Annotated in this window: 14 protein-coding genes; 10 read left to right on the top strand and 4 right to left on the bottom strand. The window is 69.6% G+C overall.

All coding sequences use genetic code 11. The features are described 5' to 3' along the window. Positions 1–133: 133 nt before the first annotated feature. The 7 genes from cysK to ACQPYK_RS36005 all read left to right on the top strand — a co-directional run bounded on the left by cysK (position 134) and on the right by ACQPYK_RS36005 (position 8981). Positions 134–1123: a cysteine synthase A gene (gene cysK, locus ACQPYK_RS36035; RefSeq protein ID WP_433241325.1), complete on the top strand. Its 990-nt coding sequence runs from the start codon at positions 134–136 to the stop codon at positions 1121–1123. Beyond that, complete coding sequence (locus ACQPYK_RS36030) at positions 1123–1863, top strand: methyltransferase domain-containing protein (protein WP_433241322.1); 741 nt, start codon at positions 1123–1125, stop codon at positions 1861–1863. The genes cysK and ACQPYK_RS36030 overlap by 1 nt, the downstream gene beginning before the upstream one ends. Positions 1864–2018: 155 nt before the next feature. Then, on the top strand, positions 2019–3326 hold the full coding sequence (locus tag ACQPYK_RS36025; RefSeq protein ID WP_433241319.1) for an MFS transporter: 1308 nt from the start codon (positions 2019–2021) through the stop codon (positions 3324–3326). 257 nt (positions 3327–3583) lie between these two features. Beyond that, entirely contained in the window at positions 3584–4735 is a 1152-nt protein-coding gene (locus ACQPYK_RS36020) for an epoxide hydrolase family protein (RefSeq protein ID WP_433241316.1), read from the top strand. Positions 4736–4942: 207 nt separating this feature from the next. Continuing rightward, positions 4943–6331 carry a condensation domain-containing protein gene (locus ACQPYK_RS36015; protein ID WP_433241313.1) on the top strand — a complete coding sequence of 463 codons (1389 nt, stop codon included), beginning with the start codon at positions 4943–4945 and terminating at the stop codon, positions 6329–6331. A 355-nt stretch (positions 6332–6686) separates the two neighbouring features. Continuing rightward, positions 6687–7490: an alpha/beta fold hydrolase gene (locus ACQPYK_RS36010; RefSeq protein WP_433241310.1), complete on the top strand. Its 804-nt coding sequence runs from the start codon at positions 6687–6689 to the stop codon at positions 7488–7490. Between the two features lie 252 nt (positions 7491–7742). Further along, positions 7743–8981 (top strand): acyl-CoA dehydrogenase family protein, encoded by a 1239-nt coding sequence (locus tag ACQPYK_RS36005; protein ID WP_433241307.1) that lies wholly within the window; start codon positions 7743–7745, stop codon positions 8979–8981. A 65-nt stretch (positions 8982–9046) separates the two neighbouring features. Here ACQPYK_RS36005 and ACQPYK_RS36000 read toward each other — a convergent pair whose 3' ends face one another. From ACQPYK_RS36000 to ACQPYK_RS35985, 4 genes are all read right to left on the bottom strand, one after another. After that, positions 9047–9763 (bottom strand): MFS transporter, encoded by a 717-nt coding sequence (locus tag ACQPYK_RS36000; RefSeq protein ID WP_433241305.1) that lies wholly within the window; start codon positions 9761–9763, stop codon positions 9047–9049. 199 nt (positions 9764–9962) lie between these two features. Then, positions 9963–11357: an FAD-dependent oxidoreductase gene (locus ACQPYK_RS35995; RefSeq protein WP_433241302.1), complete on the bottom strand. Its 1395-nt coding sequence runs from the start codon at positions 11355–11357 to the stop codon at positions 9963–9965. 33 nt (positions 11358–11390) lie between these two features. Continuing rightward, positions 11391–11816, bottom strand: coding sequence for an SgcJ/EcaC family oxidoreductase (locus tag ACQPYK_RS35990; RefSeq protein WP_433241299.1), 426 nt, complete (start codon positions 11814–11816; stop codon positions 11391–11393). A gap of 50 nt (positions 11817–11866) precedes the next feature. Further along, entirely contained in the window at positions 11867–13051 is a 1185-nt protein-coding gene (locus tag ACQPYK_RS35985; RefSeq protein WP_433241296.1) for an acyl-CoA dehydrogenase family protein, read from the bottom strand. 672 nt (positions 13052–13723) lie between these two features. Here ACQPYK_RS35985 and ACQPYK_RS35980 point away from each other — a divergent pair. The 3 genes from ACQPYK_RS35980 to ACQPYK_RS35970 all read left to right on the top strand — a co-directional run bounded on the left by ACQPYK_RS35980 (position 13724) and on the right by ACQPYK_RS35970 (position 18444). Continuing rightward, the gene (locus tag ACQPYK_RS35980; RefSeq protein WP_433241293.1) at positions 13724–15307 is read left to right on the top strand and encodes a 4-hydroxyphenylacetate 3-hydroxylase family protein; all 1584 of its coding nucleotides are present in this window, start codon (positions 13724–13726) and stop codon (positions 15305–15307) included. 327 nt (positions 15308–15634) lie between these two features. Beyond that, positions 15635–17791 (top strand): glycoside hydrolase family 9 protein, encoded by a 2157-nt coding sequence (locus ACQPYK_RS35975; protein WP_433241290.1) that lies wholly within the window; start codon positions 15635–15637, stop codon positions 17789–17791. Between the two features lie 188 nt (positions 17792–17979). Continuing rightward, positions 17980–18444: an enediyne antibiotic chromoprotein gene (locus ACQPYK_RS35970; RefSeq protein ID WP_433241287.1), complete on the top strand. Its 465-nt coding sequence runs from the start codon at positions 17980–17982 to the stop codon at positions 18442–18444. Positions 18445–18523 lie beyond the last annotated feature (79 nt).

The raw sequence follows: 18523 nt of genomic DNA, 5'->3' as shown, positions 1-18523 counted from the left end.
ACGTGGCGATCCGTCCGGCGCGGGCGGTCAGCTCCCGCCGGGCGGATCGCCGTATCAGCCGTCAACACATCCAGCTGCGGCGACCGCCGTGAACCGGGAAGACCGGCCGCAGCGAAGACCGAAGGAGTGATCCATGACCGTTGGGTTGCAGCCGGCCGCGGCCACCCGACAGGCGATTTCGTCCTCCCTTGAGGAACTGGTCGGCGACACCCCGCTGCTGCGGATCGCCTTTCCCGGCACCGCGGCGGGCGTGCGCCTGCTGGCCAAGCTGGAGATGCTCAACCCGCTGTCGAGCGTGAAGGACCGGGCCGCGCTGCGGATGATCCAGGAGGCCGAGCGTTCCGGCGCCCTCGACCCCGGCGGCGGGACGGTGGTCGAGGCGTCCTCCGGCAACACCGGGATCACGCTCGCCGCGCTGTGCGCCGCGCGCGGTCACCGGTGCGTCATCGTCCTGCCGGACAACGCCACGCAGGAGCGCAAGAGCATCCTGCGGGCGTTCGGCGCGGAGATCGTGCTGTCGCCGCATCAGGAGGGCCTCCTGGCGGCGATCGCGCTGTCGGAGGAGATACAGCGCTCCATCCCCGGGGCATGGCTGGTCGGCCAGCACCGCAATCCCGACAACGTCGCGGCCCATTACGACACGACCGGACCGGAGATCTGGAACGCCTGCGCCGGCGACGTCGACGTGTTCGTCTGCGGGGTCGGCACCGGAGGCACGCTGACCGGGGTCGCCCGCTATCTCAAGGAGCGGCGCGACGTCCACATCGTCGCCGTCGAACCGGCCGGCTCGCCGGTCCTGTCGGGCGGCGAGCGGGGACCGCACCGGATCCCCGGCCTCGGCGGCGGCTTCGTCAACCCCGTCACCGACGTCTCCTGCATCGACGAGGTGATCACCGTCTCCGACGAGGACGCGATCGAGACGGCTCGCGAGCTCGCCCGTTCGACCGGTCTGCTCGCCGGGATCTCCTCGGGCGCGGCCGCCCACGCCGCCCGGGTCGTGGCGAGCCGCGACCGATGGGCCGGCGCCACGGTCGTCACGATCCTGCCGGACAGCGGCGAGCGGTACCTGTCCATCTGGGACACGCCGGTCACTCCGGCGATCGAAGAGGAGAGTGGATCCTGATGACCGAAGCACCGGCCCAGGTCGCCGAGACACACTGGAACGACGTCGGCATCGACTACGACAAGGTGCTCAACACCGACGCCTCGAACGTCGCGCTCCTGTCGGCCGCGGTGGCTCTGCTGCCCGCCGACGTCAAAGACCTGCTGGACGTCGGGTCGGGCACCGGTCGGCTGACCAAGCTGTGCCGTGACGCGCTGCCGGGAGCCCGGATCGTCGGCGTCGACCCCGCTCCGACGATGGTGCAGGCCGCGCGGGAGAAGTTCGCCGCCGACCCGGACGTGTCCTTCGCCGACGGCGTGGTGGAGGATCTGTCGCTCTTCCCGGACAACAGCTTCGACGCGGTGATCAGCAGCTTCGCGCTGCACCACCTCGAACTCGACGTCTACGCCACCGCCGCGGCCGAGCTGTTCCGGGTGCTGCGGCCCGGCGGACGCTTCGTCAACGCCGACCAGTTCTGCAGGGTCATGGGGCCGGTCGCCAGCCAGGAGCGGGCCCTCGACATACTCGATCTGCTGACCGCCAAGGCGCGACACTACCTGGAGCACGCCTGCTTCGAGCGCATGCTGCTCCAGGTCGACCTGTTGCCCCGCTTCATGCGGGAGGACGGAGAGATCCTCACCACCCCGGAGTATTGGGGGGACAGGTTGACCGAGGCCGGCTTCGAGCAGGTCACGATCGTCTCCACACCGCCCGCCGAGCTGTACAACCGGGTCGTCTGGGCGGTCAAACCCGCGAGATAGCCGATGCGGGTGCGAAGCAGTCCTCTCCCGCCGTGCGGTCCTTCTGCCCGCGGAGCCGTTCGCGGCGCGCCGGGGGAGGACGGGGCGGGCACATCGACCGTGGGAGCCCCTCCCCGTGACTTCCGGGACCAGCGGCCCCTGGGGAAGGAACAGCCGTGACGCAAGCCGGACGCCGCCGCGATCTCGTCGTCTTCGGGGTGTCGTCGTTCATCGACGCCGTGGGGACCGGGACGTTCCTCGCGGGCTCCGCGCTGTACTTCACCACGGACGTGGGCCTGAAACCGAGCCAGGTCGGGCTGGGGGTCACCCTGTCCGCCCTGCTCGGGCTGGTCCTCACCGTTCCGTGGGGCCACCTGGCCCACCGTTACGGCGCCCGCGGCGTCTACCTCGTCCTGCTGCTGTCCAGGGCGGCCTGCCTGGCCGCCTTCGCCACGGTGGACGGCTTCGCCGGGTTCCTCGTCGTGTCGTGCCTGCTCGGCACGGTGGACAAGCCGACGGCTCCGGTGCAGCAGGAGCTGGTCGGTGCGGTGACCGGCGGGCTCGACCGGCAACGCGTTCTGGCCTGGGTGCGGACCGCCCGCAACCTCGGCTTCGTGCTGGGCTCCGGCGCGGCCGGAACGGTGTCGGTCCTTCCCGGGCTGGGCGGGTACCGGGCGGTGGTCCTGATCAACGCGGCGACCTTCGTCCTGGCCGCGCTGCTGGCCACGACGTTGCCCAGGCCCACGGCGCGGACCGGGCCCGCGCCGGGCGCGCCGGTCAGGCTCACCGGGCTGCTCGCCGACCGGCGTTACCTGACGCTGACCGCGGTGAACGGCGTTCTCGCCGGCCACATGGCGTTGCTGGGCGTCGGACTGCCGTTGTGGATCGTCACCCGCACCACTCTTCCGCCGATCGCGGTCCCCGTGCTGACGGGCGTCAACGCCGCGATGGCGATGGTGTTCCAGATACCGGTGGCGGCGCGGATCCGCACGACGTCCTCGGCCGCCCGGTCGCTCACGCTGGCCGGTCTGCTGCTGGCGGGATGCTGCGTGAGCGCCGCGCTGCTGCCCGCCTTCGAGGGTGCGGCCTGCATGGCCCTGGCCGTGCTCTCGATGCTGTTGCTCACCGCGGCCGAGCTGGTCCAGTCGGCCGGCGGGTGGAAGCTGTCCTTCGACCTGGCCCCCGAGTACGGCCGCGCGGTGTATCTGGCCAGGTTCAGCCTCGGCGTGACCCTCCAGCTCCTGGTGATGCCACTGCTGCTGACCGGGCTGGTCTTCCCCGCGGGGGCGATGGGCTGGGTCGCGCTTGCCGTGGCGCTCGCCGCGACCGGCGTCGTTTCGCCCCGGATGCTGCGCATGGCGCCCCCGGCCGGCATGAGCGCCGCGGCCGGAGCGCGGCCTCTCCCCGGCCGGTACGGGACCGAGCTTCGAGCGGTTTCCCAAGGCAGCACGCCAGGAGATGCGTCGCGGCAGGGGCCCGCGTGACGATGTGATCGTGAGGATCGGCGGGTCACCGCACGGCGGCTCACCGGCGGCGCGCGTGCCGGGCGGGGCCCGGCTCGGCGAAAGTGCCGGCCCGCGGGGATCAGGGTGCGACGGACGCGACCCGGCCGCCGATCGTCATCCGCTCGCCTGCCGCACTACGCAGGTCGGCCCCACCGGCTCGATCATCGCGATATTCGGCGGTCGCGGCGCCTGCATGACGCCTGACGGAAAACGACCCACAGTGAATGGGGCACGACATGCGACCTTTCCGTATCGAAATCCCGCAGACCGACCTCGATGACCTGAATCGCCGGATCGCCGACACACGGTGGCCGGACGAGTTGCCCGGCGTCGGCTGGGACCGCGGGGTGCCGGCAGGTTATCTCAAGGAGTTGGCGGAGTACTGGCGGACGAGCTATGACTGGCGTGCGGCGGAGGCGAAGCTGAACGCCCATCCCCAGTTCGTCACCGAGATCGACGGCGCCGACGTGCACTTCCTGCACGTGCGCTCCCCTGAGCCGGACGCCACGCCGCTGCTCCTCACCCACGGTTGGCCCGGCTCGGTCGCGGAGTTCCTTGACGTCATCGGGCCGCTGTCGGACCCCCGCGCCCACGGCGGCGACCCGGCCGACGCCTTCCACCTGGTCATCCCGTCGATTCCGGGCTACGGCTTCTCCACGCTCCGGGAGACCGGCTGGAACGTCCCCAGGATCGCGAAGGCGTGGGCCGAGCTGATGCGCGTCCTCGGCTACGACCGGTACGTGGCGCAGGGCGGCGACGCCGGATCGGTGATCTCCCTTGAGCTGGGCCGGACCGATCCCGAGCACGTCATCGGGGTGCACGTCAACATGCTCATGACGTTCCCCTCCGGGGACCCGGCCGAGTTCGCCGACCTGAGCGAGACCGACCAGGCGCGCCTGGGCAAGCTCTCGCAGTTCGACGCCGACCTGTCCGGCTACATGAAAATCCAGGCCACCCGTCCGCAGACGCTGTCGTACGGCCTCAACGACTCGCCGATCGGGCAGCTGGCGTGGATCGTCGAGAAGTTCCGGGAGTGGACCGACTCGGCGAAGGTGCCCGAGGACGCGGTCGACCGCGACCAGCTGCTCACCATCGTCTCGATCTACTGGCTGACCGCGACCGCCGGGTCCTCGGCCCAGTTCTACTACGAGGGAGCCGAGGGCGTGCGCCAGGCGGCGAACGGGATCCTGCCGCCGCCGGTCACCGTCCCCGTCGGGGTGGCGGTGTTCCCGCACGACATCTTCGTCCCCCTCCGCCGTCTCGCCGACCGTGACCTTCCCAACATCACGCACTGGACGGAGTTCGACCGCGGCGGTCACTTCGCCGCCATGGAGCAGCCCGCGCTCCTGGCGGGTGACATCCAGGCCTTCGTCCGCTCGCTGGGCTGACCGGGGCCGAGGGCCGCACCGCCGTGCCACCGCGTCGTCCGCGCGGTCCACACGGCGCTCCGGCACCCACCGCGACGGGTTGACCGTCGCCGGGCCGGTCGGCCGACGAACCCGACCGGCCCGGCGGCGTCGAGGAGTCAGACAACGGCTGGGATCGAGCCAGCAGGGTGGATTTCATGCACGAAGACCTAGAGAGGTTTGGGCACCATGAGTGTTCCTGAGACATCGCAGGCATCGACCGGCCTGGCCGACCGTATTCCGCTCTCCCTGAACCAGGAATTCCTGTGCGCGTTCGACAAGGGTGACGCCGAGGGAGCGTTCAGCCACAGGCACACTCTGGTCTTCGGCTGGCGGATCAACGGAGAGATCGACATCGATACGTTGCGGGGGGCGCTGGACGACGTGGTGGCACGTCACGAGACGCTCCGGACGTCGATAGTCCGCGGCGGAGACGACCGCCACCAGGAGATCCACCCCCCGAGCCCGGTGGAGCTGGTGGTCCGCGACCTTTCCGGAGGCGATCCCGCCACACGTGACGTGCAGGCCGAGGAACTGGTCAACGAGCTGGACGCCGGCACCTACAGCGTCGCGGAGCTGCCGCACCTGCGCGCCGTCCTGGGGCGGTTCGCCGACGACGACGCGGTCCTGGTCCTCATCGCGCACCACACGGCGACCGACTCGTGGTCGATAGAGCTGATCATCCGCGACCTCGCCGCCTTCTACGCCGCGCGCAGGGGCCACGGTCCGGTCGATCTCCCGCAGGTGCACCAGTACCGGGAGTTCGCGGTCTGGCAGCAGGAGAACCTGGACACCGACGCCATGAACGCCTCGCGCGAATACTGGCGGGGAAAGCTGCGCGACGCCCAGATCCTCGCCATTCCCACCGACCGGCCGAGGTCGGCCGAGGTCGTCGCCACCTACTCGGTGTACCGCTTCCTGATCGACGCCGAGCTGACCTCCGCGACCATGAAGTTCGCCAAGACGACGCGGAGCTCGCCGTTCATGGTCATGCTCGCGGCCTACAACGTCCTTCTCAACAAGATGACGGGGGCCACCGACATCGTGGTCCCGACGTTCACCTCCGGCCGTTACCAGGACCGGTTCCTGGACACGGTCGGGCCCTTCTTCAACTTCGTCCCCCTGAGGACGGACATCTCCGCGTGCGGGACCTTCCGCGAGGTGGTCGACCGGGCTCGTGAGACCTGCATCGACGTGTACACCCACGACATCCCGTTCGCCCAGGTCGTCAACGAGGTTCCCGACCTCATCCGCCCGTTCGCCGAGCCGGACCGCTCCGTCGTCGCGTTCGAAGTCCTCCAGTCCCCGATGGCGATGGACGGCGAGGTGGTCGGCGACCTGAAGTACTCCGAGGTTCGCAGGCGGCTGCTGTCGCAGCCCGTGGGCTCGGACATCCCGGATGGCGCGCTGTGGGCGATGGACGTGCTCCCCTCCGGGGAGATCGTCGGAAGCCTGAAGTTCAACGGCAACCTGTTCGACGAGAGCACGATGATCACCATGGTGTCGGAGTTCCGCCGGGTGCTGGGCAGGGCGGTGGCAGCCCCGGACGCTCCACTGACGGAGATCCAGGCCCCGTAACCCCGGGGACCCGGCCCGTACGGCGACGGCCGTCCGACGATCGAGTCGCGACACGACTCGATCGTCGGACGGCCGTTTTCCTGTCTCTCCTGCCTCCACCCCCGCCCGCTGCGACGCCGCATCGTCCCGGCCACTGCGACGCCACACCGACAATTCTAATTTTCTTGACAACATAGATTGTCGGTGAAAGGATCGAGGCATGTTCGAGGTGGCAACGGGCGGACGCTCCGGTCACGGCCGAGATCGCGCCGGACGCCACCGCGGACCCGGTGGCGGGCCGAGGCCCCGCGCGACCGGTCGGCCAGACGCGACGCAGGCCCCTGTCCGGGCTGCGTGAACGATCGAAGGAGCGCACATGAGCAAGGTGGCGACGATGAACAAGGTCACGTCGAGCGACGGCACGGTCATCGCCTATGACCGGGTGGGCCGGGGGCCGGCGCTGATTTTGGTGGGTGGGGCGTTCAGTTACCGGGCGTTTCCGGGGCTGGTGGAGCTGACGGAGCTGTTGTCGCAGCATTTCACGGTGTTCAACTATGACCGGCGGGGGCGGGGTGACAGCGGCGACGGCGCGTCGTATGCGGTGGAGCGGGAGATCGAGGACATCGAGGCGTTGATTCGGGAGGCCGGGGGGTCGGCGTCGGTGTGGGGGTTGTCGTCGGGGGCGGTGCTGGCGTTGAAGGCGGCGGTGCATGGGCTTCCCATCGGCAGGTTGGCGTTGTACGAGCCGCCGTTCATGGTGGGGGAGCAGGGGCATCGGCCGCCGGCGGATCATCGGGAGCGGTTGGAGGAGTTGGTGGCGGCGGGTCGGCGGGGGGAGGCGGCGAAGTACTTCATGAGCAAGGTGTTCGGGGTGCCGGGGGTGTTCGTGGCGGTGATGCGGTTGCTGCCGATGTGGTCGCGGTTGAAGGCGGTGGCCAACACGTTGCCGTATGACGCGGCGGTGATGGGGGATTACTCGTTGCCGGTGGAGCAGATGGCGTCGGTGGCGGTGCCGACGTTGGTGATCGCGGGGGAGAAGAGTCCGGTGGTGTTGCGGCAGGCGGCGCGGGAGGTGGCGGGGGTGGTGCCGAACGCGCGGCATCGTGCGCTGGAGGGGCAGAACCACAACGTGTCGATGAAGGCCCTGGCCCCCGTGCTGGTGGACTACTTCAAAGGCTGAGAGCCGCCGTCACGGACGGGTGCGGGCCGCCGGAATCCGGGCAGGCCGCACGGCGCGACGGAGCATCGCAAGCACGGAGATGCGTCGCGGAACGCGGGCATGTGACGCTGGAGAGGTGGCCGGACGCGAGGGCACGACCCGGCTGCTCGCCGGGGCCGGCGGCGCCACGGCCATGGCGTCGCCGCACACTCCACCGGGTCACCGTGCCGATGTTTCCGAGCCGACCATTCGAGACAAAGGACCTGCGCAGCGATGACAGTCGTCACGAGTGTTGCCGAACACGGATCTCCCCTCCCGCCCGAACCCGGGCTCACGCCCGCGGAGATCATCGCCAGGGCCGAGGCGATCGCACCGACCCTGGTCGGACGCCAGGCCGAGACCGAGGAACGCACCTTCTACGCCCAGGACACCCACGAGGAGTTCGCCAGGGCGGGCTTCTACCGGATCCTGGTCCCCCGGCGTTACGGCGGCTACGAGTTCGGCGTCGACACCTTCATGCGCGTGTCGATGGCACTGGCCCGGGGCTGCCCCTCCACCGCCTGGATGTATCTGTTCGGGGCCGCTCACGCGCTGCCGGTGGCCACGTTGTTCGACGAGCGGGCGCAGGCCGAGCTGTTCGGCTCCGGCGACTTCATCTGCCCCGCCACGGTCGCCCCCACCGGCAGCGCCGAGCGCACGGCCGACGGCGACTGGGTGCTCAACGGCACCTGGACCTACTGCTCCGGCGCGCCGTACGCCACGCACTTCCTCGGCCACACCCTGGTATCCCCGGGAGAGGGCCTGCCCCCGGCTCCCATGATGTTCATCATTCCGCGCAGCCAGTGGCAGCGCCTGGACGACTGGGGACGGCAGCTCGGCCTCAAGGGCAGCGGATCGCACAGCATCGCCATCGACAACGCCCGCATCCCCGAGCACTTCACCCTCCCCACCCACATGAGCCAGGTCAGCGTCACGGAGGGAACGCCGGGACGGGCGCTGCACGACAACCCCGAGTACGGCGGCGGGCCGCTCAGCTTCATGCTGCTCGAACTCGGCGCCCTGGCCGTGGGCATGGCGAAGGGGGCGCTCGACGCCTACGAGGAGCTGATGCGGACCAGGACGACCTCGTTCTTCCCCATCGTCTCCCGCGCCGAGGATCCCGACTACCAGTTCAAGTACGGCGAGGCCACCGGCATGATCGCCGCCGCCGAGGCCGCCATGCTGAACGCGATCCAGCAGTGGAGCGACACCTGCGCCAAGGGCTCCGCGGCGTTCACCAGGGAACAGGAGCTGCGCCTGGCCACGATCAGCCGCGAGGCGGTCAGATTGTGCTGGCGCGCGGTCGAGGGACACCTGTTCCCCACCGCGGGGTCGAGCTCCGTCCGCTCCGGCGAGCGCATCGAGCGCGTGTGGCGTGACATGTCCACGCTGCACAGCCATGCCGGACTGGGGATCTTCCTGTCCACCCTGGCGAACCGCGAGCTCGCCCGGGCCAGGTTCGGCATCGGCTGAGGATCCGCACGGCGGCAGCCCCCGCACCCGGCCGGGACGCCGCCGGCTGAACCGTCTCGCCGTCGTCAGACAGCGGAACGGAGTACGGCTTCGGCCTCCTGCGCCGCCCGTTCCGCCGCGGCGACCGAGCGGTTCGTCACGGGCCGGGAGACCAGGACGACGGCGACGAGGCGCAGTACGGCGGCGGCGCAGAACACGGCGGGCAGTCCGGCCCGGGCGCCGAGGAACCCGCCTGCCGCCGCACCCAGGGGTGCGGCCCCCATACCGATCAGGCGGATGGCCGCGTTGACCCGGCCGAGCGACTCCTCGCGGATGATCCGCTGCCTCAGCGAGACCAGGACCACATCGGAGACGGCGTTCGTCGCGCCGAGGAGCGCGGCGGTGAGGCCGATCGCGGCGATGGTCGGCAGGAAGACCGGGACGAGCAGCAGAGCGCCGTTGACCAGGTCGGCGATGATCAATGCGCTGACCTGGCCGGCGCGGCGGGACAGCTTCTCGGCCGGCAGGGAGCCCGTCACCGCCCCGAGGGCCGTCACCGCCGCGAGGGCCGTCACCGCCGCGACGAGGCCGTAGCCGCGAGGGGAAAGCCCCACCCGTGACTCATCGCCGACGATCCACAGGACGAACACCGCGAAGTAGGCCGCGTTCGCGAAGTTCAGCGCGCCCGCGAAGACGGAGAGCGCGCGCAGGACGCGATGGCCCCACAGGTGGCGCAGGCCATCGGCGATGTCGGCGCGGAGCGGGCGGGTCGAGGGGACCTCGACGCGGAAGCGCCCGCGCATGCCGAGCAATGCCGATCCCGTGACCGCGTGGAGCAGGGCGGACCGGGGACAGCCCGGGTGACGTACGACCTGCCCGCGCGAGGCGGCTTCGGCGCTCCACCCTCGTCAAGGTCTGTGCAAGGGGAGCCTCACGAACGGTCGTGCAACGCCGGACGCCGCCCCGGCCCGGAAGGGCCGGGGCAGCGCCGTTGTGCGATCGTCAGCCGACGGGCTGGGCCGGAGCCTTGGTGGGAGTGCTCTTCGGTGAGGCCGGCACGCTCAGCGGCTTGCGCCAGGCGTTCCACAGCACCCGCAACACCATCCCCGGGCTCATGAGGGCCTGCGGCGGATCGACCAGGCCCGCCACCCGCATGAACGTCCTGGTGATGGCGCCGTCCCGGGTCGCCGCGGCCTGCAGCTTCGCCATGTAGGCGTTCATCACCCGGACCATCAGCGGACGGGGCGCCTCGACCTCGGGGAAGGTGAGGTCACCGCCGGCCGAGATGCCCCACGGCACGTCGATGACCTTGGCGATGTCCTTGAGGAAGCGCAGCGGTTGCGGCGACACCCCCTGCCGGAGGTAGGTGCGCAGGGTGATCGCCTCGAGCGCGGCCACGGTCATGCCCTGCCCGTAGACCGGATTGAAACTGCACGCGGCGTCGCCCATGACCAGCAGGCGGTCGGGGAAGCGCTCCAGCTGCTCGTAGTGCCGCCGGACGCTGGCCGGGTAGCGGAAGGCCACCGGGTCGTCGAGCGGCTCGGCGTCCTTGATCACGTCGTAGACGTCCGGGACCGGCAGGGACCGGATGAAGTCGAGGAAACCATCGGGGTCGGTCGGCGCGCTGTCTCCCAGCACGCCGGTGAGCGACAGGGCGCACTTGCCGTCCTCGATCCGCGAGAAGAACGCGCCGCGAGGATGCGAGGGCGAGGAGACCGGGTTGATCGACAGGTCACCGTTGAGGATGCCCTCGTCCGGCAACCGGTACTGCCGGGTCGTGTAGGTAAGGTTGATCTTGATACGTTCTTCCGCGGGCCGCTCGTAGCCGGCCTCCTCCAGCCACACGGGTGTGCGCGAGCCGCGCCCGGTGGCGTCGACGACGAGATCGGCCTCCAGCACCTCCTCGACGCTGCCCTCGGCCTGCCGCTGCACGCGCACGCCGGTCACCCCGCCGCGGTCCGGCGTCATGACCAGCCCGACGATGTCGCACCGTTCCACGAAAGTCACGTTGGGCAGGGCGTCCACCCGGGCCCGCACGTGGCTCTCCAGCACCGGCCGGGCGGCGGACACGCACACCAGCCCGGTGCTGGCCGGCTGCAGCCGCACCCCGTTGAAGTACCAGCGGAGTTCTCCCAGGTCGCCGGTCGGCACACCGGCCGCCGTGGTCCCCTCGGTGAAGCCCGGGAACAGCTCCTCCAAGATCTGCTGACCGCGGGCGAGCAACCCATGGACATGCCGTCCCTGGGGAACGCCGCGTCGCGCGGCGGTCACGCCGGTCAGCTCGTCGCGATCCACGACGAGCACTTCGGTATAGGCCTCGGCGAGCACTCGCGCCGCGAGCAGACCCGCCATACTTCCGCCAAGCACCACCGCGCGTTCACCCACATGGTTGCCCATCGCGGTCACCTCCTTGAAATTTCCCGCCGAGGATTAGGCGGCGTCGCGGGGGCTGTTCTGGTAAGCGGCCAGGCGCCACTGCCCGTCCTGCTTGACGACCACCCAGGAGGCCCGGATGGCGCGCTCGTCGGAGACCTCGGTCTCACCGGGCCGCATGACGCCGCCCTGCGTGATCAGGACTCCGGCGTCGCCGCCGAAGAACTTGATGTCGATGGGCTGCCCGGTCACCCGGGTCCCGTTGTACTCGCCGGCGAATGCGGCCGCCATGAACGAGCGGATCTCCTCACGGCCCTTCCGGTACAGGCCGGGCAGGATCATGGTCCCGTCCTCGGTGAAGACACCGGCGAAGGCGTCGGCGTCGTGGCCGGCCCAGGCGGCGACGACGCGCTGGGGGATGGCCGCGATGGCGGCCTGGTCGTCGGCGGTGGGGCCCGCGACGGTGGGACTGCTGGTCGTCATGTTCCTTCTCTTTCTCCGTGGAATGGACGCGGAATGGAGATCGACGGCGATCAGATGTAGAAGGTGTTGGGCTCCAGGCCGCAGAGGATGCGCCCGTACAGCTCGGCATTGGTGTTCGGGTGCATCAGGGCGTGCAGGTTGACGGCCTGGATGTCCCGCGTGATCCGCTGGATCGGTACGTCGCTGTAGATCGACGAACCGCCGCTGGCCAGGGCGAAGATGTCCACGGCCTCCTTGGCCAGACGGCACACCGCGCCCATGTCGGCGCGGGCCCTGGCGCGCTCCTCCAGCGTCAACGGCACGCCCTCGACACCCTTGGAGTCCACCAGCGTGGCCAGGCGGTGGGCGTGGAACTCCGCCTCGTCGATCTTCATCGTCGCGTCGGCGACCTGCAGGTGCGTCAGCGGCGCCTCGCTCTGGGCCGCGTACCCGGTGTAGGTGATCTTGCGCTCGGGCAGCCGCTGGAAGAACGCCTCGCTGGCGGCCTTGGCCAGGCCGACCACGGTTCCGACGGATGAGGCGGAGGCGACCGGCAGCAACGGGGACCGGTAGATGGGGGAGGCGGCGTTCAGCTTCGAGGCGTACTGCTCCTGGAGCACCGCCGGCAGCGGCAGGACGCGCTCGGACGGGATGAACACATCCTGCGCGATCGTGCTGACACTGCCCGTGCCCTTCAGGCCCGCCGTGTACCAGTCGTCGACGACCTGCAGCTCCGAGCTCGGAACCAGCGCCATGATCGGGTACGGCTCGCTGTCCGGCCCCACCAGGATCGCCACGATCTCCTGCCAGTGGCTGTGCAGGGCGCCGCTGATGAACCCCCACTTGCCGTTGACCACGACACCGCCGTCGACCGGGGCGGCCATCGCGGTGGGGCTGAGGGTTCCGCACACCCGCACGTCCGGGGTCGAGAACACCTCGTCCTGAACCTCGTCGGGGAACAGGCACGTCATCCACGTCGGGATCCAGTAGACCGACGCCACCCAGGAGGTGGACCCGTCGGCCCGGCCGAGCTCGGAGGCCACGTCGACCAGTGTCCGCGTGTCCGACTCGTAACCGCCGTAGCGGGTCGGCACCCTCATCTTGAAGACGCCGGCGTCGGCCAGCGCCTCGATCGACTCGTCGTGAATGCGCCGGTTCTCCTCCGACCAGGCCGCGTTCTTCTGAAGAACGGGCGCCAATTCGGCCGCGCGACGAACAAGCTGCTCCCGCGTCGGAACATCGGTCGTCAACACCATTTCCTCCCAAGGAATTCTGACGAGAAAGTGCAGCCGTACTCCGCGCGCCCCGCCGGGGGTTTTATCAAAAGCCCGGGACGGGAAAGTCGCGCCGGAGATACGATCCGGCCGGGACGTCGCGCAAAACTCAGGGACTCGATCACTGAGATCTGCCATGGGGCGACAGCGGTCGCGCACCACCGAGCCGAGCCGCCTATTTGCCATGGCCGTCCGCCGATACTCACCACCTGACGTTCGCATCCGTGTCCAGGCCCATGCATCTTCTGAATTGCGGATCGCCGGTGCGGACGGGGCGGCCGTACGGCACTGATTCGTGCACACCGAAATCCGGCCGGCCGGGCGATCGGCGCCGGAATCGACTTTTCCAGTTCCGGAGGGCTGCACGGTGAATAAGGCGGCCGAATCATGCGGTGCGAACCGCGCAATCTGAAAGAAGCCCGCAAAGTCCCCGGGTGCCAGCATGAAAGCCTGCAGCAGAATGCCGAGGCGCTCGCCCGCCGACGTCGCCGAGCGGAACGCGCCGCCCGGAGAGTTTCGGCTCCGGCGTTTCCTGAATTCTGCCGGCGCATGCGAACGATCACGGACTTCTTCGAGCGCGTCCCGTTTGGACAGGAAAGCTCGACGGCCACCGATTCACGTAGGAGTTGAGTTGAGAGAAGAGGGAGAAGTCCGATGACCGACCATCAGGATGCCGCTGCCGGCGCGACTGAGGAGCGGCCGAAGACGCGTCCTCTGACCGGCGACGAATATGTCGAGAGTCTGCGCGACGACCGTGAGATCTACATATACGGCGACCGCGTCAAGGACGTCACCTCACACCCGGCGTTCCTCAATCCCGTCCGCATGACCGCGCGGCTGTACGACGCCCTGCACGACCCGGACAAGCGCGATGTCCTCACCGCGCCGACCGACACCGGCAGCGACGGTTACACCCACCGGTTCTTCACCACGCCGCACAGCGTGGACGACCTCGTGGCAGACCAGCAGGCCATCGCGGCGTGGTCGCGCATGAGCTACGGCTGGATGGGGCGCAGCCCGGACTACAAGGCGTCCTTCCTCGGCACGCTGGGCGCGAACGCCGACTTCTACGAGCCTTTCGCGGACAACGCGCGCCGCTGGTACAAGGAGTCGCAGGAGAAGGTCCTGTACTGGAACCACGCGATCGTGCACCCGCCGGTCGACCGCAACCGTCCACCGGACGAGGTCGCCGACGTGTTCATCCACGTGGAGAAGGAGACCGACGCCGGCGTCATCGTGAGCGGCGCCAAGGTCGTCGCCACCGGTTCCGCGCTCACCCACTACAACTTCATCGCCCACTACGGCCTGCCGATCAAGGACAAGAAGTTCGCGCTGGTGGCCACGGTGCCGATGGGCGTGCCGGGCATGAAGCTGATCTGCCGTCCGTCCTACACCGCCACGGCCGCGGTGATGGGCAGTCCGTTCGACTACCCGCTCTCCTCCCGGCTGGACGAGAACGACACCATCCTCGTCCTCGACAAGGTCCTCATACCGTGGGAGAACGTGTTCGTCTACGGTGACGTGGGCAAGGTGCAGCTGTTCACCGGGCACTCCGGGTTCATCGAGCGCTTCACCTTCCACGGGTGCACGCGCCTGGCGGTGAAGCTGGAGTTCATCGCCGGTCTGCTGGCCAAGGCGCTGGAGATCACCGGCACCGCGGACTTCCGGGGCGTGCAGAGCCGGCTGGGCGAGGTTCTGGCCTGGCGCAACCTGTTCTGGGCCTTCTCCGACGCGGCCGCGCGCAACCCGATCGAGTGGAAGAACGGCGCGCTGCTGCCCAACCCCCAGTACGGCATGGCCTACCGATGGTTCATGCAGGTCGGCTACCCGAGGGTCAAGGAGATCATCCAGCAGGACGTCGCCAGCGGACTGATCTACATCAACTCCAGCGCCGACGACTTCAAGAACCCCGATGTCCGCCCCTACCTGGACAAGTTCGTCCGCGGCTCCAACGGCACCGACTCCGTCGAGCGGGCCAAGGTGATGAAGCTGCTGTGGGACGCGGTCGGCACCGAATTCGGCGGCCGGCACGAGCTCTACGAGCGCAACTACGCCGGCAGCCACGAGAACACCCGGGTGGAGCTGCTCTTCGGGCAGCTCGCCAACGGGCAGATGGACGGCTACAAGGCCATGGTCGACCAGTGTCTCGCCGAGTACGACCTCGACGGCTGGACGGTACCGGACCTTTCCTCCTTCGACGATCTGCGGGGCGTCAGGAACGGCCTGATCAACGGCTGAGCGCCGGACGTCGGCCGCCCCGCCGACAGCCGGAACCGATCATGGCGGCACCTTCACGGTGCCGTCATGATCATTTTCGGCCCGGGCGGCGGCTGAACGGGCGAACTCTGTGCCGCCGACCGGTCGGCGAATCGCAAGCCATGCCCGCGGCGGAGACGCCGTCCTGCCGAGAGCCCCACCTCATCCCCGCCCCCGCGCGCTCCCGCGTCCGTCCTGACCGGCGCCATCAGGATGAAATCGGCGCCGTGTTGCGGGATCCCTCTAGATCGCGAAGAATTCCTCCCCGGTCCGGCCGCCGCGGCCGGACGTACCCGGGGGAAGGCTTGCATGTCGTTTCGATTCCGCGTGGCCTGCGCACTGATGTTGGTGGCCACCGTCGTCCCCGCGGTGCCCGCGCAGGCGGCCACCTACGAGCGCCTGCGCAACGGCTCCTTCGATATCGACCTCGCCTACTGGTGGAGCACCAAGAACCTGACCGGCCACCGCGTGAACGGGGAGCTCTGCGCCACCGTCCCCGCCGGCACGGTCAACGCCTGGGACGTGATGATCGGCCAGAGCGATGTCCCGTTCGAGCGTGGCCAGCCGTACAAGCTGGCCTTCACCGCCAGGGCCAGCAGGAACGTGTCGATCAGGGTGGTCGGCCAGATGGCCGTCTCGCCGTACACCGGGATCCTGTCGGGGCAGAAGTCGGTGACGACCAGCACGCAGAGCTTCGAGATCACCGGCACCGCCGCCGTCGACGAGCCCAAGGCGCAGCTGCTGTTCCAGGTGGGCGGGGCGAAGGAGCCCTACGACCTGTGCCTGGACGACGTCTCCCTCACCGGTGGTGTCATCCCGCCGGGCGGTCGGGATCTCGGCTCACCGGTGCGGGTCAACCAGGTGGGCTACCTGCCCGACGGCCCGAAGCGCGCCACGATCGTCAGCGGCGCCACCTCACCGTTGCCCTGGCGGCTGCTCGACGCGACCGGAGTGGAGGTCGCCGCCGGCAGGACCACGGTGTACGGCGGCGACGTCATGTCCGGCGATCAGGTCCATCTCGCCGACTTCAGCCAGGCGAGCGGGGCGGGCAGCGGCTATCGGCTGGAGGTGGGCGGGTGGCGGAGCGTGCCGTTCGACATCGCCGCCGACCTGTACGGCCGGCTGCGCAAGGACTCGCTGGCGTACTTCTACCACAACAGGTCCGGCATCCCCATCGAGGCCGCGTACGTGGGCGCCGCCTACGCCAGGCCGGCGGGGCATCTCGACGTGGCGCCCAACCAGGGCGACGGCGAGCGGCGGGGCGGCTGGTACGACGCGGGCGACCACGGCAAGTACGTGGTCAACGGCGCGTTGGCCGCGTGGGAGCTGATCGACTCCTACGAACAGTCCGGCAGCGTGTCGCTGAGCATCCCGGAGGCCGGCGGCGGGCTGCCGGACGTCCTGGACGAGGCCAGGTGGGAGCTGGACTTCCTGCTGCGCATGCAGCGGGAGGACGGGATGGTCCATCACAAGATTCACGACATCGGCGGATGGACCGGGATGGTGGCTCCGCACGAGGACCCACGGGAGAGGAAGCTCTTCGACCCCTCGACGGCCGCGACGCTCAACCTGGCCGCGGTGGGCGCCAGGTGCGCCCGGGTCTACCGCCCCTTCGACGCCGCCTTCGCCGCCAAGTGCCTGGACGCCGCGCAGCGGGCCTGGAACGCCGCGAAGGCGAACCCCGCCGTCTACGCCTCCGCAACGCCGGTGCCCGGCGGCGGGACCTACGCCGACGAGGACGTCTCCGACGAGTTCTCCTGGGCCGCGGCCGAGCTGTACACCGCCACCGGCTCCAGCGGCTACCTGGACTCGATCAGGCACACCCTGAACCCGGGGAACTTCTACTGGGCGATGACCGGAGGCCTGGCCGACCTGGCGCTGGCCCGGGCCGCGCTCGTGCCGGGCCCGGACGGTGCCACGAAGGAGAACCCGAACTACCCCGCGGCCCGCACGCGGATCATCGGCGTCGCCGACACGCATCTGGCCGACCTGCGCCGCCAGGGCTACCCCAACCCGGACCTGCCCGGCGGGCACAGGTACTTCTGGGGTTCGACCGGCGGCACGGCACAGAGGGCGATGGTGATGGGCATGGCCTACAGCCTCACCAGGGACCCGAAATACCGGGATGGAGCGCTGGAGTCGCTCGACTACCTGCTCGGCAGGAACGCGCTCAACCAGTCCTACGTGACCGGGTACGGCGAGCGCGCCAGCCAGAACCAGCACCACCGGTTCTGGGCCCACCAGGCCAACCCCGCGCGCCCGCACCCCGCTCCCGGCTCGCTGGCCGGAGGGCCCAACTCGGACGTTTCCGACCAGCCGAAGGTGGAGGCCGAGAAGTTCCTCGTGGGATGCGCCCCGGCCAAGTGCTACGTCGACGACATCAACTCCTACGCGACCAACGAGGTCGCGATCAACTGGAACTCGGCGCTGGCCTGGCTGACGGCGTTCGCCGACATGGCGGCGTAGCCGCGGCGGCCTACCTGGGGATGTTTCCTCTTGATCTGGTACGCATGTGTTTGTCCAGCATCAGAATGGCAGGAAGTGGTTCGCGGCGGGCAGCTTGATGATCCTGACTTCCCTGGTTTACGACCTGTCGAGCGAGCAGAGTTGTTCTTGCAAGAACAAGTCCGCAGCCCGAGAAAAGGGGTCAGGAAATGATGAAGGCACTGAGCAACAAGGGCACCATGCTTTCTAAGATCGGTGTGGCCGCTGCGCTGGCGCTGGGTCTGGCCACCGCTTTCCAGTCCGCGGCCGGCGCGGCCGTGCCCGCCGCAGCCTCGGCTGCGGCGGTCTCCTTGACTCCGTCGACGAACCTTGCAGACGGTGACACGGTTGCGGTCTCGGCCACCGGCCTCAGCCCCAACACGGTTTACCACGTCGGGCAGTGCGCCTTCGTGCAGAGCGGCGCGATCGCTTGCAACCAGCCCCAGTCCGTGGACGTGACCACGGACGCGAACGGCGCGGCCACCACCTCGATCGTGGTGCGCCGCACCTTCCAGGGGTTGGCCGGCTCCGAGGGCACCCCGGCGGGCACGGTCGACTGCGCCGCGGTCGCCTGCTCGATCGGCCTGGGCACCAGCGCCGGCCAGGGGGCCGGGGCGGGTATCTCCTTCAAGTAGGCGCACCACACCATCGACAGCCCTGTGCCGGGTCGCCCCGAAGCGGCCCGGCACAGGGCTGTCGCACGTCCGGCGAGCC

Source organism: Streptosporangium sp. CA-135522 (assembly GCF_050949235.1).
Lineage (GTDB): Bacteria > Actinomycetota > Actinomycetes > Streptosporangiales > Streptosporangiaceae > Streptosporangium.
The sequence above is the reverse complement of the archived record's forward strand: the minus strand, read 5'-3'. Positions and strand labels throughout refer to the sequence as shown.

Coding starts and splice junctions, on each gene's coding strand:
- ACQPYK_RS36020 (WP_433241316.1), top strand. CDS start 3,584: ATGCGACCTTTCCGTATCGAAATCCCGCAGACCGACCTCGATGACCTG.
- ACQPYK_RS35980 (WP_433241293.1), top strand. CDS start 13,724: ATGACCGACCATCAGGATGCCGCTGCCGGCGCGACTGAGGAGCGGCCG.
- cysK (WP_433241325.1), top strand. CDS start 134: ATGACCGTTGGGTTGCAGCCGGCCGCGGCCACCCGACAGGCGATTTCG.
- ACQPYK_RS35975 (WP_433241290.1), top strand. CDS start 15,635: ATGTCGTTTCGATTCCGCGTGGCCTGCGCACTGATGTTGGTGGCCACC.
- ACQPYK_RS35990 (WP_433241299.1), bottom strand. CDS start 11,816: ATGACGACCAGCAGTCCCACCGTCGCGGGCCCCACCGCCGACGACCAG.
- ACQPYK_RS36000 (WP_433241305.1), bottom strand. CDS start 9,763: ATGCGCGGGCGCTTCCGCGTCGAGGTCCCCTCGACCCGCCCGCTCCGC.
- ACQPYK_RS36005 (WP_433241307.1), top strand. CDS start 7,743: ATGACAGTCGTCACGAGTGTTGCCGAACACGGATCTCCCCTCCCGCCC.
- ACQPYK_RS36030 (WP_433241322.1), top strand. CDS start 1,123: ATGACCGAAGCACCGGCCCAGGTCGCCGAGACACACTGGAACGACGTC.
- ACQPYK_RS35995 (WP_433241302.1), bottom strand. CDS start 11,357: ATGGGCAACCATGTGGGTGAACGCGCGGTGGTGCTTGGCGGAAGTATG.
- ACQPYK_RS36015 (WP_433241313.1), top strand. CDS start 4,943: ATGAGTGTTCCTGAGACATCGCAGGCATCGACCGGCCTGGCCGACCGT.
- ACQPYK_RS36010 (WP_433241310.1), top strand. CDS start 6,687: ATGAGCAAGGTGGCGACGATGAACAAGGTCACGTCGAGCGACGGCACG.
- ACQPYK_RS35970 (WP_433241287.1), top strand. CDS start 17,980: ATGATGAAGGCACTGAGCAACAAGGGCACCATGCTTTCTAAGATCGGT.
- ACQPYK_RS35985 (WP_433241296.1), bottom strand. CDS start 13,051: ATGGTGTTGACGACCGATGTTCCGACGCGGGAGCAGCTTGTTCGTCGC.